Source organism: Aestuariivita sp. (genome assembly GCF_049276915.1).
Taxonomy (GTDB): Bacteria; Pseudomonadota; Alphaproteobacteria; order Rhodobacterales; family Rhodobacteraceae; genus Aestuariivita.
The window spans coordinates 22,338-36,682 of the sequence record NZ_JBASXK010000016.1 but is presented as its reverse complement, the minus strand read 5'-3'; the positions used below and the strand labels follow the sequence as shown (position 1 = coordinate 36,682).

At 59.0% G+C, this 14,345-nt stretch carries 17 protein-coding genes and 1 pseudogene; 8 read left to right on the top strand and 10 right to left on the bottom strand.

Going from position 1 to position 14,345, the window contains the following annotated elements:
* The 3 genes and pseudogenes from WAO69_RS01585 to hemJ all read right to left on the bottom strand — a co-directional run.
* Positions 1 to 320 (bottom strand): annotated as a pseudogene (locus WAO69_RS01585) (tRNA uridine-5-carboxymethylaminomethyl(34) synthesis GTPase MnmE); the annotation flags it as partial.
* A 31-nt stretch (positions 321 to 351) separates the two neighbouring features.
* Positions 352 to 1,620, bottom strand: a complete 1,269-nt coding sequence (rho, locus tag WAO69_RS01580; protein ID WP_422176056.1) for a transcription termination factor Rho — start codon at positions 1,618 to 1,620, stop codon at positions 352 to 354.
* Positions 1,621 to 1,744: 124 nt separating this feature from the next.
* Positions 1,745 to 2,194, bottom strand: coding sequence for a protoporphyrinogen oxidase HemJ (hemJ, locus tag WAO69_RS01575; RefSeq protein ID WP_422176054.1), 450 nt, complete (start codon positions 2,192 to 2,194; stop codon positions 1,745 to 1,747).
* A gap of 411 nt (positions 2,195 to 2,605) precedes the next feature.
* Here hemJ and WAO69_RS01570 point away from each other — a divergent pair, with 411 nt between their 5' ends.
* From WAO69_RS01570 to dnaQ, 4 genes are read left to right on the top strand one after another with little or no spacing between them, the layout of a single operon-like run.
* Complete coding sequence (locus tag WAO69_RS01570; RefSeq protein WP_422176052.1) at positions 2,606 to 3,202, top strand: Maf family protein; 597 nt, start codon at positions 2,606 to 2,608, stop codon at positions 3,200 to 3,202.
* Entirely contained in the window at positions 3,199 to 4,032 is an 834-nt protein-coding gene (locus tag WAO69_RS01565; RefSeq protein ID WP_422176050.1) for a shikimate dehydrogenase, read from the top strand. Before WAO69_RS01570 ends, WAO69_RS01565 begins: the two co-directional genes overlap by 4 nt.
* Positions 4,029 to 4,622, top strand: a complete 594-nt coding sequence (gene coaE, locus WAO69_RS01560) for a dephospho-CoA kinase (protein ID WP_422176048.1) — start codon at positions 4,029 to 4,031, stop codon at positions 4,620 to 4,622. The genes WAO69_RS01565 and coaE overlap by 4 nt, the downstream gene beginning before the upstream one ends.
* Positions 4,615 to 5,304: a DNA polymerase III subunit epsilon gene (gene dnaQ / locus WAO69_RS01555; protein ID WP_422176046.1), complete on the top strand. Its 690-nt coding sequence runs from the start codon at positions 4,615 to 4,617 to the stop codon at positions 5,302 to 5,304. Before coaE ends, dnaQ begins: the two co-directional genes overlap by 8 nt.
* Positions 5,305 to 5,323: 19 nt before the next feature.
* On the opposite strand, the gene secB is transcribed toward dnaQ, so the two are convergent.
* Complete coding sequence (gene secB, locus WAO69_RS01550) at positions 5,324 to 5,845, bottom strand: protein-export chaperone SecB (protein ID WP_422176043.1); 522 nt, start codon at positions 5,843 to 5,845, stop codon at positions 5,324 to 5,326.
* A gap of 55 nt (positions 5,846 to 5,900) precedes the next feature.
* Entirely contained in the window at positions 5,901 to 6,389 is a 489-nt protein-coding gene (locus WAO69_RS01545; protein WP_422176041.1) for an FxsA family protein, read from the bottom strand.
* 110 nt (positions 6,390 to 6,499) lie between these two features.
* Here WAO69_RS01545 and WAO69_RS01540 point away from each other — a divergent pair, with 110 nt between their 5' ends.
* The 3 genes from WAO69_RS01540 to WAO69_RS01530 are packed head-to-tail and all read left to right on the top strand — an operon-like array spanning position 6,500 to position 8,786.
* Positions 6,500 to 7,156: a Tim44/TimA family putative adaptor protein gene (locus WAO69_RS01540; RefSeq protein ID WP_422176039.1), complete on the top strand. Its 657-nt coding sequence runs from the start codon at positions 6,500 to 6,502 to the stop codon at positions 7,154 to 7,156.
* A 38-nt stretch (positions 7,157 to 7,194) separates the two neighbouring features.
* A complete protein-coding gene (locus WAO69_RS01535; protein WP_422176062.1) occupies positions 7,195 to 8,199 on the top strand; it encodes a murein transglycosylase A in 1,005 nt (334 codons plus the stop codon).
* A complete protein-coding gene (locus WAO69_RS01530; protein WP_422176037.1) occupies positions 8,196 to 8,786 on the top strand; it encodes a Smr/MutS family protein in 591 nt (196 codons plus the stop codon). The genes WAO69_RS01535 and WAO69_RS01530 overlap by 4 nt, the downstream gene beginning before the upstream one ends.
* On the opposite strand, the gene WAO69_RS01525 is transcribed toward WAO69_RS01530, so the two are convergent.
* The 4 genes from WAO69_RS01525 to hslV are packed head-to-tail and all read right to left on the bottom strand — an operon-like array spanning position 8,777 to position 12,951.
* A complete protein-coding gene (locus tag WAO69_RS01525) occupies positions 8,777 to 10,003 on the bottom strand; it encodes an MFS transporter (protein WP_422176035.1) in 1,227 nt (408 codons plus the stop codon). The two genes, WAO69_RS01530 and WAO69_RS01525, sit on opposite strands and share 10 nt — an antisense overlap.
* Before the next feature lie 15 nt (positions 10,004 to 10,018).
* The gene (gene hslU, locus WAO69_RS01520) at positions 10,019 to 11,326 is read right to left on the bottom strand and encodes an ATP-dependent protease ATPase subunit HslU (protein WP_422176033.1); all 1,308 of its coding nucleotides are present in this window, start codon (positions 11,324 to 11,326) and stop codon (positions 10,019 to 10,021) included.
* A 9-nt stretch (positions 11,327 to 11,335) separates the two neighbouring features.
* On the bottom strand, positions 11,336 to 12,400 hold the full coding sequence (locus WAO69_RS01515; protein WP_422176031.1) for a hypothetical protein: 1,065 nt from the start codon (positions 12,398 to 12,400) through the stop codon (positions 11,336 to 11,338).
* The gene (gene hslV / locus WAO69_RS01510) at positions 12,397 to 12,951 is read right to left on the bottom strand and encodes an ATP-dependent protease subunit HslV (RefSeq protein WP_422176029.1); all 555 of its coding nucleotides are present in this window, start codon (positions 12,949 to 12,951) and stop codon (positions 12,397 to 12,399) included. Before hslV ends, WAO69_RS01515 begins: the two co-directional genes overlap by 4 nt.
* Before the next feature lie 94 nt (positions 12,952 to 13,045).
* On the opposite strand from hslV, the gene WAO69_RS01505 reads away from it, so the two are divergent.
* A complete protein-coding gene (locus tag WAO69_RS01505; protein ID WP_422176027.1) occupies positions 13,046 to 13,951 on the top strand; it encodes a hypothetical protein in 906 nt (301 codons plus the stop codon).
* Positions 13,952 to 14,007: 56 nt separating this feature from the next.
* On the opposite strand, the gene trxA is transcribed toward WAO69_RS01505, so the two are convergent.
* Positions 14,008 to 14,328 (bottom strand): thioredoxin, encoded by a 321-nt coding sequence (gene trxA / locus WAO69_RS01500; RefSeq protein WP_422176025.1) that lies wholly within the window; start codon positions 14,326 to 14,328, stop codon positions 14,008 to 14,010.
* Positions 14,329 to 14,345: the final 17 nt, after the last annotated feature.

Genomic DNA, 14,345 nt, shown 5'->3' with positions numbered 1-14,345 from the left:
TCCCCCGGCTCGGCCAGGCGAAGCCCCTCCTGACGGGACAGTTCTGACAAGACGGCCGCAATAATGGCGGTGCTGCCGTGGCATTGAAGCTCGACCACATCTTCGCCCGTAAAGCTGCGCGGTTGATCAAAGCGCAGGATCAGCGCGTGATCCAGAACCTCTCCCGCGGCGTCGCGCAACATACGCACCGCCGAGGACTGGGCGGGCGGCAAGCTGCCCGCAAGCGCCATGGCCGCCAGATGCGCCGATGGGCCCGAGATGCGAACAACCGCAACCCCGGCTTTGCCTTCGGCCGTCGCCAGTGCGAAAATTGTGTCCATACGCCAAACGCCCCGGAAGGAGCGCCCCGGATCAGGTGTTCATGGAATCGAAGAATTCAGCGTTGGTCTTAGTCTGCTTGAGCTTGGAAAGCAGGAACTCGACTGCATCTGTAGTGCCCATCGGATTGAGGATACGCCGCAAGACAAAGGTCTTTTGCAGGTCCACCTTGTCGGTGAGCAGCTCTTCTTTCCGGGTGCCCGACTTGAGAATATCGATGGCTGGGAAAACCCGCTTGTCCGCGATCTTGCGATCCAGGACGATTTCCGAGTTACCGGTGCCTTTGAATTCTTCGAAGATCACCTCGTCCATCCGGCTGCCCGTGTCGATCAGCGCCGTGGCGATGATGGTGAGCGACCCGCCCTCTTCGATATTTCGCGCCGCACCAAAGAAACGCTTGGGTCGTTGCAGCGCATTGGCATCCACACCCCCGGTCAGAACCTTGCCCGAGGATGGGACCACTGTGTTAAATGCTCTACCAAGTCTTGTGATCGAGTCGAGGAGAATAACAACATCTCGTTTATGTTCCACCAGGCGCTTGGCCTTTTCAATCACCATTTCCGACACGGCGACGTGGCGGGTCGCGGGCTCGTCGAAGGTAGACGAGATCACTTCGCCTTTCACCGAACGCTGCATGTCCGTCACCTCCTCGGGGCGTTCGTCGATCAGCAGCACGATCAGGTAACACTCCGGGTGGTTCACTTCGATCGAACGCGCAATGTTCTGCAGCAGAACCGTCTTACCTGTCCGAGGCGGAGCCACGATCAGGGACCGCTGGCCTTTACCGATGGGAGCCACCAGGTCGATCAACCGGGCCGAACGGTCCTTGATGGTTGGATCTTCGATCTCCATCTTCAGCCGCTCGTCTGGATAAAGCGGAGTGAGGTTGTCGAACGCGATCTTGTGCTTGGCCATTTCCGGATCGGCAAAATTGATCTGCGTGATCTTTGTCAGCGCAAAATAACGTTCCGTGTCATTGGGGGCCTGCATGACGCCGTCAATCGTATCGCCTGTCCGCAACGAGTGCTGGCGGATCATCTCGGGCGAGACATAGATGTCATCCGGACCGGGAAGATAGTTCGCCTCGGGTGAGCGCAGAAAGCCGAACCCGTCCTGAAGGACTTCGAGGACGCCATCTCCGGATACTTCCCAGCCTTCATCTGCGCGTTCACGCAGGATCTGGAACATCATCTCGCCCTTGCGCATGGTCGAGGCATTCTCGATCTCGAGTTCTTCTGCCATTGCCAGAAGATCTTTGGGACTTTTTGCCTTGAGATCGGCGAGGTTCAGAGTTTCGGTCATGTAGGGATACCTGAATGCTCCGCACGAATGGCGCGGATGGTGAACATGTCATGCGGAAAAGCACTTGGCCCGGACGGGTCAGTTAACGCCTAGATACTCATCTGTGACGCCTGAGTCAAATGACTCAGAATTTGAAGATCACGGAAAAGACGATGACGATCAGCAGGATGGTGGGAACTTCGTTCATCATCCGATAGTGACGGCCACTGACCGTGTTCTGGCCGTTCATGAAATCCTTGCGCCGCAAGCCCAGCCAATGATGAAACCAGGTCATTCCCAGCACGGACAGAGCTTTTGTCCAGGGCCAGACAGACCCCCAATCGACGATGCCCGGGGTGAAGACAAGCGCAAGACCAAAGACCCAGGTCGCGATCATCGCGGGATTCATGATCGCCTTCAGCAAGCGACGTTCCATCACCTCGAACAGCGGGGCTACACCCGCGATCTCGTCCGCCTTTTCGACATGATAGACATAAAGGCGTGGCAAATAGAACAACCCGGCCATCCATGCGATCACGGAAATGATATGCAGCGATTTTGTCCAGGGATAGGCGGCGGCAAGCAGATCAATCATCGGTTTCTCGTTCCAGAGCGTTCCTTCCCCTTATCAATATATTAAGAAGTAAAGAAAGGATGATGATTAAGTAGGGGCGACCTCAAGCTGTGGATACTTGGGTTTTCCAGACGTTATCCCATCTGTGCAAAAATCAGCACCTGCCCCAGTTATGAATTGGGGAGAAGCATGAAAATCATTTATAATCAAATGTTTGGATGAATTGTGGCATTTCTGTGGCAGGGGATAACTCGGGTACAAGATCAGGACAGACCGTCTTGTACCCACGCGGCGATTTATCCCGTCCCAAGGAGGATGGACGTGTAGGATCTCTGGTTTCATACCCGCGTCCAGGGTGCTCTTGCATCTTGATCCGCTTTCCCGGCAAAACATGCCCATGACCGCAACCAAGAAACCCGCACGCTTATCCACATGAGTGTCCCCATGCTTCTGGCCTCTGGCTCTGAAATCCGCGCACAGATGCTGCGCAATGCCGGCGTTGTCTTTGACGTCCAGGTGGCGCGGGTCGATGAAGATGCGATCAAGGCCTCGCTTCTGGCGGATGGCGCACCGCCGCGCGATATCGCCGATGCTCTGGCCGAAGCCAAGGCGCGCAAGATCAGCGACAAGACCGGCGCGATGGTTCTGGGCTGCGATCAGGTTCTGGATTTTCAGGGCCAGCTTCTGTCCAAACCAAAGACCCCCCAGGATGCGCTGGATCAACTCAGGTCCCTGCGTGGCCAGCGGCATATGTTGCTATCAGCCGCGGTGATCTATGACGAGGGCAAGCCCGTCTGGCGGCACGTGGGTCAGGTGCGGCTTTTGATGCGGGATGCATCGGATGCCTATCTCGAGGGTTACGTCGCGCGCAATTGGGAGTCGGTGCGCGATGCGGTGGGTGCCTACAAGCTTGAAGAAGAAGGCGTGCGCTTGTTTACACGCATTGACGGTGACTATTTTAATGTACTGGGTATGCCGCTATTGGAAGTGCTGGCCTATCTGACGTTACGTGGGGTGCTAGAGTCATGACAGAAGACAGAATTCCTCTGGCCGGGGTGATCGGATCACCTGTCGCGCATTCCCGGTCTCCGAAGCTGCATACCTATTGGCTGAGTGTGCATGGCTTGCGGGGCCATTTTATTCCCATCGATGTTGCGTCAGATGATCTGGAGACGGTTATCCGCACGATGCCTGCAATGGGGTTTGTCGGCTGTAACGTGACCATCCCATACAAGGAAAAGGTCATGTCTCTAGCCGATCAGATCACGGATCGCGCGATCCTGATCGGCGCAGCGAATACTTTGATCTTCCGCCGTGATGGGACCATCATGGCTGATAACACCGATGGCTATGGCTTCATCGAGAACCTGCGCCAGGGCGCGCCGAACTGGTCGGCGTCCGATGGGAAAGCGGTCGTGCTGGGTGCTGGCGGGGCCGCGCGGGCGGTTGTCGCGGCCTTGGCGGATGCCGGTGTTTCCGAGATTTTGCTGACCAACAGAACGCGCGTGCGCGCCGAAAAGATCAAGGAAGATTTCGGCATGCGCATCCAGGTGATCGACTGGGTGCAGGCCGGCAATGTTCTGGAAGAAGCGGCACTTGTGGTGAACACCACATCTCTGGGCATGACGGGCAAACCTGAAATGCGTATTCCGCTGGATGGCCTGCAAAAGGGCACGGTTGTCACTGACCTTGTCTATGAACCGCTGCAGACTCGTTTGCTGCGCGAGGCCGAAGAGGCGGGCTGTGTCACGGTCGATGGGCTGGGAATGTTGCTGCACCAGGCGGTGCCTTGTTTTGAGCGCTGGTTCGGTCTGCGCCCCGAGGTCGATGCGGGAACGCGGGCCGCCGCGCTGCGATGACGATCAAGCTGGGGCTGACCGGCTCGATCGGGATGGGCAAAAGCACGACCGCGCGGCTTTTTGCGGAAGAGGGCTGCGATGTCTGGGATGCGGATGCGGCGGTGCACCGGCTTTATGCGCCGGGTGGTGCCGCGGTTGAACCGATGCGCGCACTGTTCCCCAATGCGATCGTGGACGGTGCCGTTTCGCGGGTCGCGCTGAAGGAGATTATCGGCTCTAACCCGGGCGCTTTGGCGCAGATCGAGGAAATCGTGCATCCGCTGGTGGCGCAGGATCGCGCGTCCTTTGTGGCTCACAGCACGGCTGATATCCTTGTTTTCGACATTCCCATCCTGTTCGAGACGGGCGGGGACAAGGCCATGGACGTAACCGTCGTTGTCTCGGCCCCGGCTGACGTTCAGCGCACACGGGTTCTTGAGCGTGGCACGATGAGCGAAGAACAGTTCCGGCAGATCCTGTTCAAACAGATGCCTGACGCCGAAAAACGTGCGCGCGCAGATCATGTGATCATCACGGACACGGTTGAACATGCGCGGGCGCAGGTGCAGTCTGTTTTGAAAGAGATCCGAGGGGCACTGGCAGATGCGTGAAATCGTTCTGGACACCGAGACAACCGGGTTTGATCCCGAAAGCGGAGACCGGATCGTCGAGATCGGAGCGGTTGAACTGTATAATCACGTGGTCACCGGCCGCACCTATCACCAATACATCAACCCCGAGCGCACGATGCCCCAGGAGGCATTCGAGGTGCATGGGTTGGGCGATGATTTTCTGCGCGACAAGCCCAAATTCGCCGAAATCGGACATGCGTTTGTGGAGTTCATCGGTGATGCCAAGCTGGTCATCCACAATGCGGCCTTTGACATGAAGTTCCTGAACGCCGAGCTTGGCTGGATGGGCCTGCCGCATTTGCCATATGATCAGGCGGTGGATACGCTGCTGATCGCGCGCAAGAAGTTTCCCGGCTCACCGGCGTCTCTGGACGCGCTGTGCCGGCGCTTTTCGATTGATAACTCGTCGCGCACGCTGCACGGCGCGTTGCTGGACAGTGAGATTCTGGCAGAGGTCTATCTTGAGCTGATCGGTGGACGCCAGCCTGACTTTGCGCTGGCTGCCGATACGCGTCAGAACACCGGAGCGGATGGTTCCGAATGGCGCGCGCGGCCCCGCCCTGAGCCCTTGCCGCCCCGCCTGACCGCCGAGGAAGAGGCGGCGCATAAAGCCTTTGTTGACAAGCTGGGCGAAGGCGCCTTGTGGACGCGCACCTTGTGAGGCGCGCGTCTGAGGTCATTCAGGCGTCGGTTTTGCTGCCGCCTTCTTCGGCCTTGGCGGCCTGTGCCGCCTGAAGGCGCGCGATCTCGTTACGATAGATCGAGACAAAGTCGATGTTTTCCAGGTTGAGCGCCGGATAGCCGCCATCGCGGGTCACATCGCTGACGATGCGACGGATGAACGGGAACAGCATCCGTGGGCATTCGATCATCAGGAAGGGATGCATCTGGGATTCGGGCACACCTTCAAGGTGGAAGATCCCGGTGTATTCAAGCTCAAGCAGAAAAAGCTGCTCGCCACCGGCTTTTGCCTTCGAGTCGATCTTGAGCATCACCGACACTTCGAACTGGTTGTCCGCGCTGCGTTTCTTCGCATCCAGGTTGACCTGTACGCTTACATCCGGCTGCACCTCGCCCGAAATGCCTTTTTGCGCCATGATGTTTTCGAATGAAAGGTCACGAACGAACTGTCCCAGAACTTTCATCTGAACCTGATTTTGCTGCTGTTGAGGGGCTGCGCCTGCCGCACCGTTTTCGGTCATCGTGATCTCCTTGGATACCGGGTTGGCGGCTGTCTACCAGCTTGCCGGGCCAGTCTCAATCCTTTGGCACCGGGTCCTTTGTCCAACCAGAGGGAACTGCACCGGGATTGCGCGGCGCGACCTCCTCGAACTCGCCTTCGATGATGTCACCGCGCGCAGGGCGCTGGCCGGGGTTCGGGCCCATATCGAATTGCCGCACGGTGACGCGCGCGCGCACATAATTGTAAACCGCGATGCGAACCGGCGGAGTAAGCAGCAAGAAGCCGATAGCATCGGTAAAAAACCCTGGCGTCAGCAACAAGGCACCTGCGATCAGGATCATCGCCCCATGCGCCAGAGGTTCAGACGGATCACGCAATTCGGCAAACGAGCCGCGCAACTGTCCCATCGCCATCAGGCCCTGCGTTCGCACCAGCCAGGTTCCCAAAACAGCCGTCAGAATGACGATTGCGAGGGTCGGCCAGAGACCAATTGCCCCACCGATCTGAATGAACAGGGCGATTTCGATCAGTGGAACCAGCAGAAAGGCCAGAAAAAGATACATTTATCCTGTGTCTCCATTGCGGTCGAACAGTAGACTTATGCCTACACGGCCCCTACATAAGGTCCAACACACATGTAACAAAGCCCCTTGCCCGAAAAGAGGTTCACTTAATGAATTCGCCCCTTATCCAGCTTCTGGTATTGGCCGGCATCGCCGTATTCCTGATTTTGCGCCTGAAAAGCGTACTTGGAACCCGTGAAGGCTTTGAAAAGCCTCCGGTGCCACGCCCGTCATCGGCCCCCAGCCGCCCCGAATTCGAGGTGATCGATGGTGGCCCTGATCGCGATATCACCGACTATGTGGAAGAAGACAGCGCTTCGGCCGCGGCCCTTGCCGAGATGAAACGCGCCGAACCGTCCTTTTCGGTCACCGATTTCGTTCAAGGCTCGCGCGGTGCCTATGAAATGATCGTGATGGGGTTTGAGCGCGGTGAGCTGAATGACATCGAGCCGTTCATCGCCGAGGAAGTGTTTGAGGCTTTCGTCCAGGTGGTTGCAGACCGCGAAGACCAGGGACTGACCATCGAGGCCGAGTTCATCGGTGTGCGTGAAGTGCGCGTCGAGAATGTCGACTTCGATCTCGAAACCCGCGAGGCGCAGATCACCATGCGTTTTGTGGCCGAGCTGACATCCGTTGTTCGGGACAAGGGCGGCGACATCGTCGAAGGCGATCCCAAGGCCGTGAAACGCCAGAAGGATACCTGGGTCTTTGCGCGCAAAATGGGCGTGGATGATCCGAACTGGCTTCTTGTTGCAACGGACGCATGACTCCAACGCTTCGGGCGATCTGTGTTTCGGTGGCTGCCATGGCTTCGTCACCTGACGCCCGAGCGGAAACCAGCTATAGCATCTTGTCCTTTGATGAGTTGAACGGCTGGGCGGCGGACGACCATTCCGCCGCTCTCGAGGTGTTTTCCAACACATGCATGGATTTCGACGATCCGGACTGGCTGTCGTTATGCGCCCTTGCCCAGACCGAGAAACCCGAAAATGCACGCGCCTTCTTTGAGTTGTTCTTTCGTCCCGTGCTGGTCGAAGATGGCAATGACATGATGTTCACCGGCTATTTCGAGCCGGAATTGAACGGATCGCGCTTTCCCACGGCTCGCTATCGCTTTCCGATCTACAAGGAACCGCCCGAAGCGCGCGCGTCCAATCCGTGGCTGACCCGGCGCGAGATCCTGACGACGGATGTGATGCGCAACCGGGGGCTTGAAATTGCATGGGTGGACGACCCGGTCGAGTTGTTCTTTCTGCAGATACAGGGTTCCGGCCGGGTGCGGTTGGAGAACGGAGGCGCATTGCGTGTCGGATATGGCGGGAACAATGGGCACCCCTATCGTTCGATCGGGGTTGAACTGACGCGGCGCGGCGTGTTTCAGGCCCATCAGGTCAGCGCCCAGGTGATCCAGAACTGGGTCCGGCGCAACCCGGTCGCGGGTGAAGAGCTGTTGTTTCACAACCCTTCATACGTGTTTTTCCGCGAAGTCTCGCATGTGCCAGCGGATCGCGGGCCTTTGGGCGCGATGAACCGGTCGATCACCGCTCTTCGGTCAATCGCGGTGGATCCGGCTTTTCATCCGCTGGGGGCTCCGGTCTGGATCGAAAAGGAAGGCGATGGTCCGATGCGCCGCCTGATGATTGCGCAGGATACCGGTTCCGCGATCAAGGGCGCACAGCGGGCGGACATCTTTTTTGGCACCGGCGATGTCGCGGGCCGGGCCGCTGGTCGGCTGAGAGATCCCGGCCGGATGGTTACCCTATTGCCCATTCAGCGCGCCTATGCCCTCTTGCCCGAGGGGCAATCATGACACGCCGCCGCCTGCGTCTGGATGAGATCGAGCTGTGGCAGAAGGTGGCCCAGCGCACCGAGAGGTTGCACCCCGAGCGTCGCACAGATCCACCGTCCCATGCCGTGCGGCCAAAACCGAAACCGCAAAAGCCCGCGTTCAGCATCAATGAGCCCTTTACGCTGGGCCAGCCGTCAACCGTTTCGAACACGCCGCACAAGCTGCAACCGTCCTTGCAGGACAGGCTGTCCTCGGCGCCCGTGCAGATGGACAAGAAGTCGTTTGGAAAGATGAAGCGCGGCAAGCTTTCGCCCGAGGGACGGATTGACCTGCATGGGATGACGCTGGATCGTGCGCATCCCGCTCTGACGCGGTTCATTCTGTCGGCGCAGGCTTCGGGCAAGCGTCTGGTTCTGGTGATCACCGGCAAGGGCAAACGATCCGACGAGACCGGCCCGATTCCCCGTCCGCGCGGCGTATTGCGCCACCAGGTGCCCGGCTGGTTGTCGTCACCTCCCTTGGCGCAAGCGGTGATGCAGATCAGTCCGGCTCATGTAAGCCACGGCGGCGAAGGGGCCTATTACGTCTATCTGCGCCGTCAGCGATAGCTTGGGACCGAGTCGCGGAACCGCGCGATGCCGATCCACATCATCGCGGTTGTCAGCAGGAAATAGACGGCGATTGCGATGAACTGCGTTTCAAGCCCGATCCCGAAGTCGATCAGGATGCCCGTCACACCCGGCCCGATCGCCGAGCCCAGCACCATGATCGCAGCCGCCATCGCCTTGATCGAGCCGATATGGTTGGTGCCGAAAAACTCGGCCCAGAAGGCATTGGGCAAGGTTGAGTTAAAGCCGGTCGTCATGGCAAGAAACAGAAAGCCGATCCAGGCCAGGGTCGGCTCGCTTGCCCAGGAAAATGCCAGGAAGCTGAACACCAGCGGCAGTTGATACAAGGGCATGAGCCGCGCGGTGCCCCATTTGTCCAATGCCCAGCCCGATAGCATCATCGCGACCACGGAAAATCCTGTGTAGAGCGGAAAATAGGCCACCAGTTCGATATGTTGCCAGCCCTTGATCTCGGCAAAATGCACCTGATGAAAGAAGAATGCCGTATTGAAGGCCGACGGCCCCAGCAAGGCCGGCACCATGAACCAGAACAGAGGATGGCGCAGGGCACCGTTTCGGGTCCAGTGCAGGCCGTTCATTCCCGCCGACGGGTTTTCGGCTGAAATCTCACGCGGGGTACGTTCCTGCCTGAGCGACATTGCCAGTATCGGCGCACCCAAAAGCGCGATGCCCGCCGCGACCAACCACAGGATGCGCCAGTCGAAAATCACCATCAGTGCAACGAAAGTCAGGGGAAGGATCGCCTCGCCAACAGCGAAACCCAGCGTGGCAATTGACAGCGCCTTGCCCCGTGTGGCCACGAACCAGCGCGCCATGGCGACAACTGCGATATGGCTGGTCATGCCCTGCCCGGTAAAGCGCAGGGCAAAGATGACCAGTGGCAGAAACCAGACCGCGCTGACAAAGGCCATCGACAGGCACGCCAATGTCAGCCCGATCAGGATCACCGGCCCCAGTACCCTGACCCGAAACACGTCTGTCAGGCTTCCTGCCCAGATCATCGCAATGGCCGAGGCGGTCGTACCAAGGGAATAGATGCTGCCCCAAGCCCCGTGGCTGAGCGAAAATGTCTCGCGGATCTCTCCTGCGAAGATCGAGATAAAGAAGGTCTGACCAAAACTGGACAGAAATGTCAGCAACGCTCCGGCAGACAGCCACTTGGCGTTGCGGACCAGAAAGGACTGGCTCAGATCCAAAAGCGTATTGTGCCGTCAGAGCACATAGCGGCTGATATCGGTGGATTTGACCAGTTCACCCAGGTTCTCGTCGACAAAGGCCGCGTTGACTTCGATCGCGTCCCCGGCCCGGTCCGGTGCGGTAAAGGAAAGTTCCTCGAACACACGCTCCATAACCGTGTAAAGCCGCCGCGCACCGATGTTTTCAACGCTCTGGTTCACTTCGGCCGCGATATGGGCCAGCGCCCTGATCCCGTCTTCGGTGAAGGTGACAGTGACCTCTTCCGTGCCCATCAGCGCCGAGTATTGCAGGGTCAGCGCATTGTCGGTTTCTGTCAGAATGCGGACGAAATCGTCTTCGGTCAGGGCCCGCAGCTCTACCCGGATCGGCAGGCGACCCTGCAGTTCGGGCAACAGATCCGATGGTTTGGCGATATGAAAGGCGCCCGAGGCGATGAACAGGATGTGGTCCGTCTTGACCGGCCCGTGTTTGGTGCTGACGGTGGTGCCTTCGATCAGGGGCAGCAGATCACGCTGCACGCCTTCGCGGCTGACATCGCCGCCGCGCGCATCCGAGCGGGCACAGACCTTGTCGATCTCGTCCAGAAACACGATGCCATTCTCTTCGACCGCCGAAAGGGCGGTGCGGGTGACGGTTTCATCATCCAGCAGTTTGTCCGCCTCGTCACCGATCAGGATCTCATAGCTGTCAGCAACGCTGAGCCGTTTGCGCACCGTGCGCCCGCCAAAGGCTTTTCCAAACAGATCGCCGATGTTCATCATGCCCATGTTCGCGCCGGGCTGCCCGGGAATATCAATCATCGGCATGGGGTTTGACGTATCGGCGATTTCCAGATCGATGATCGTGTCATCCAGTTCACCCGACTTGAGCTTCTTGCGAAACATCTCGCGCGTTGCCTCGCGCGCGTCCTCGCCGGCAATGGCGGTAATCACGCGCTCTTCGGCGGCGGCATGGGCCTTGGCCTTGACCTCTTCTCGCATATGCTCGCGCGTCATCGAGATGGCGGCGTCCACCAGATCGCGCACGATCTGTTCCACGTCGCGTCCGACATAGCCGACCTCGGTGAATTTTGTCGCCTCGACCTTGATGAAGGGCGCACGGGCAAGTTTCGCCAGACGGCGGCTGATCTCGGTCTTGCCGACGCCGGTGGGGCCGATCATCAGGATATTCTTGGGATAGACCTCGTCGCGCAGGTCGTCGCCCAGCTGTTTGCGCCGCCAGCGGTTGCGCAAGGCAACGGCAACGGCGCGTTTAGCGTCATTCTGGCCAATGATGAAACGGTCAAGTTCCGAGACGATTTCGCGAGGGGTGAGATCGGTCATGAATAATCCTCAGGCTGAGGGTGGAAGGCGGTCAAGTGGAAGGACGGGGCCAAAGAGGCGTAACAGGCGCGCGCGCAGGCGTTCCCACGCAGCCCCAAGCAGGACGAGCGATGCGCCAAGGATCAGAATGCCATAGCCTGCGCCGTCTCCATCGAACACCGCGCTGGAGAGCGCGACGCAATAGCCAACGGCAGCAATCAGAAAGGACCGCCGGTCGATGATGATGGCGATGACGGCAAAGATCAGAAGAAACACGGCCAGCGCCAGATAGGCAGCGTCCGTTCCTTGGGTGAACAGGGTCAGAGCAACCGTGTTCACCAGCGCCGGGGCGGCGATGACATGCAGCCAAAAGCCATTCGCCGCGCGCCGGGTGACGCGATGCGGGTCGGACATGTCAAAGCCCATTGCCAAGGCAAAGACAAGCAGGCCGATCAGCAAGGTGACCCAGGCAAAGGGTCCATCGCCGGACAACATGAAGATATCGGTGGCGCTTTCTGGCGTTCCTGCGCCGGCGGCAGTCCAGACTAGGGCGACGATGAAAGCACCCAGCGCGATCATGGCCATGGCAAACGGCACGCGAAAGCGCAGCCAGAAGAAAAAGATCGTGAGCGTCGCAAGCGCCGCGGGGAGCGGAAGGCTCTGGTAATCCTCCTGCCCGACCATGAAAGGCTCGGCGAATGCGGCGGTAAATCCAGCCAGGGCGTTCAGCGCCCAGAGGATCGACAATGCAATCGCAGGCGCGACCATGCGCCGGATCCGAATGAAGTATTCCGACAAAAGCCAGATCAGAACGCCGCCAACAATGGCAAACATGATTGCCTGTCTCAGCAATCCACCGGCACCCGGATTGATCATGACGGCACCGACGGCAAACCACCCCATGGATAGGATGCCCAAACCCACAACGATGAAGATCTCGTTGAAGCCTTTGAACAGCTCGAATGGTTCATCACCCGGTTTCAGGTTCTCGCGCGCACCGCGCCGGGAATCCGCCAGACTTGCCAGTGAAGCGGCCTGAGCCTCGGTTACGATCCCGGCCGAGACCGCCGCCCGCAGATCGTCGCGTTCAATCATCTGGAAATCGTTTCAACCGTCAGATTGCCATTTGTATAGACACAGATATCGGCGGCGATCGCCATGGCGGCGCGGGCCACCTCTTCGGCGGATTTATCGCTGTCCATCATGCCGCGCGCCGCTGCCAATGCATAGTTTCCACCCGATCCGATCGCCGTCACGTCATGTTCGGGTTCCAGAACATCGCCCGCGCCGGTGATCACGAAAATCTCGGCACCGTCGGTGACGATCAGCATCGCTTCGAGCTTTTGAAGGTATTTGTCCGTGCGCCAGTCTTTGGCCAATTCAACCGAAGCGCGGGCCAGTTGGCCCGGCGTTGCCTCGAGTTTGGTCTCAAGCCGTTCCAGCAGCGTGAAGGCATCCGCCGTTGATCCGGCAAAGCCCGCAACCACGTCAAAGCCGCCCGGAGACAGGCGGCGCACCTTGCGCGCAGTGCCCTTGATCACGGTCTGACCGAGAGAGACCTGTCCGTCACCTGCTATGACCACCACGCCGTCTTTCTTGACGCCGATGATCGTTGTGCCATGCCAGCCCGGGAAGTCTTCTGCCATCTTGGCCTCCTTAACGCGTTGCGATCCTATATGGACGCGCTGGATCATAGGCACAAGGGTTGCGCAGGGCTTGTCGCCTGCCTAGCTTCGCCGGATGACAGCCCCGCGCGATGTGCAGATTTTCCTTGAAGACAACCTGCTGCACAGCGCGCAGCGGGGCGAGCATAACTTTATCGGTTTGATGCAGGGTGTTTTGGAACAGGCCGGGCTGACCGTCCGGTTTCTTCACGAAGATGACATGCCCGAGGAACACGAGGGCTATTCGCTTGTACATATGAAACCCCCGCTTGGGCGGCGCGGACTGATGTTCCGCCGGGCCTATCATTATCCGTTCTGGCAGATCGACCGGACCGAAAGGCGCTGGCTCTGGGATGTGGCCCGCGACCGGTTTGATCCGGGCAGCGTCAACCATGCCGCCGCCAATCGGTTTCAGAGCTTCTGGCGCAAGCGGCTTCATGACGTCGAAGACGTCACAGACACTCCGGATGGATTTGTTTACGTGCCGCTTCAGGGCAAACTGACCGAACACCGGTCGTTTCAGCACATGTGCCCGATCCAGATGCTTGAGACAGTCCTGCGGCTTGAGCCAAAGCGCGATGTTGTCGCCACGCTGCATCCAAAGGAAACCTATGTGCAGGCCGACCATGATGCGTTGGAAAAACTTGCGGTCGCGCATCCCCGGCTTCGCCTTGAGGCCGGATCGGCGCGCGACTTTCTGCAGGCCTGTGCCTATGTCGTGACGCAGAACTCCGCGGTGGCGTTTGACGGGTTCTTGTTTGACCGGCCCGCGATCCTGTTCGCAAAGATCGACTTTCACCACATCGCGCAAAGCCTGACCCGGATGACACCCGAAGAGGCGTTCAGGAGGGTTCTGTCAGAGCGTCCGGATTTCGCGAAATACGTGCATTGGTTCTGGCAGCAGAAATCCATCAATGCCGGGCGCGAAGATGCGGGCGAAAAGATTCGCGCGCGGTTCGTGCATCTGGACTGGCCGGTCTGAGTGCCACGAAAAAGGGCACCCGCCGGGGTGCTCTGTTTCTTGAAGGTATCGTCAGATCAGATCGACTCTTCGATCCAGCCCTGAAGCGTGGCCTTGGGTGCTGCGCCCGCGCGGTTCGAAACCACCTGACCATCCTTGAAGATGAACAGTGCCGGAATGCCGCGCACGCCCATCTGGGCGGGGGAATTTGGGTTTTCGTCAACGTTTACTTTGACGATTTTCACCCGGCCGGCCATCTCTTCGGACAGCTCCTCAAGCGCTGGGCCGATCTGCTTGCAGGGGCCACACCATTCAGCCCAGAAATCCACCACTACAGGGATATCGGAGTTTTTCACTTCGGCGTCGAATGAATCGTCTGTTACTGCAACGGTGGACATGGCTGTCTCCTGGGACG

Coding starts and splice junctions, on each gene's coding strand:
- rho (WP_422176056.1), bottom strand. CDS start 1,620: ATGACCGAAACTCTGAACCTCGCCGATCTCAAGGCAAAAAGTCCCAAA.
- hemJ (WP_422176054.1), bottom strand. CDS start 2,194: ATGATTGATCTGCTTGCCGCCGCCTATCCCTGGACAAAATCGCTGCAT.
- WAO69_RS01570 (WP_422176052.1), top strand. CDS start 2,606: ATGAGTGTCCCCATGCTTCTGGCCTCTGGCTCTGAAATCCGCGCACAG.
- WAO69_RS01565 (WP_422176050.1), top strand. CDS start 3,199: ATGACAGAAGACAGAATTCCTCTGGCCGGGGTGATCGGATCACCTGTC.
- coaE (WP_422176048.1), top strand. CDS start 4,029: ATGACGATCAAGCTGGGGCTGACCGGCTCGATCGGGATGGGCAAAAGC.
- dnaQ (WP_422176046.1), top strand. CDS start 4,615: ATGCGTGAAATCGTTCTGGACACCGAGACAACCGGGTTTGATCCCGAA.
- secB (WP_422176043.1), bottom strand. CDS start 5,845: ATGACCGAAAACGGTGCGGCAGGCGCAGCCCCTCAACAGCAGCAAAAT.
- WAO69_RS01545 (WP_422176041.1), bottom strand. CDS start 6,389: ATGTATCTTTTTCTGGCCTTTCTGCTGGTTCCACTGATCGAAATCGCC.
- WAO69_RS01540 (WP_422176039.1), top strand. CDS start 6,500: ATGAATTCGCCCCTTATCCAGCTTCTGGTATTGGCCGGCATCGCCGTA.
- WAO69_RS01535 (WP_422176062.1), top strand. CDS start 7,195: ATGGCTTCGTCACCTGACGCCCGAGCGGAAACCAGCTATAGCATCTTG.
- WAO69_RS01530 (WP_422176037.1), top strand. CDS start 8,196: ATGACACGCCGCCGCCTGCGTCTGGATGAGATCGAGCTGTGGCAGAAG.
- hslU (WP_422176033.1), bottom strand. CDS start 11,326: ATGACCGATCTCACCCCTCGCGAAATCGTCTCGGAACTTGACCGTTTC.
- WAO69_RS01515 (WP_422176031.1), bottom strand. CDS start 12,400: ATGATTGAACGCGACGATCTGCGGGCGGCGGTCTCGGCCGGGATCGTA.
- hslV (WP_422176029.1), bottom strand. CDS start 12,951: ATGGCAGAAGACTTCCCGGGCTGGCATGGCACAACGATCATCGGCGTC.
- WAO69_RS01505 (WP_422176027.1), top strand. CDS start 13,046: ATGACAGCCCCGCGCGATGTGCAGATTTTCCTTGAAGACAACCTGCTG.
- trxA (WP_422176025.1), bottom strand. CDS start 14,328: ATGTCCACCGTTGCAGTAACAGACGATTCATTCGACGCCGAAGTGAAA.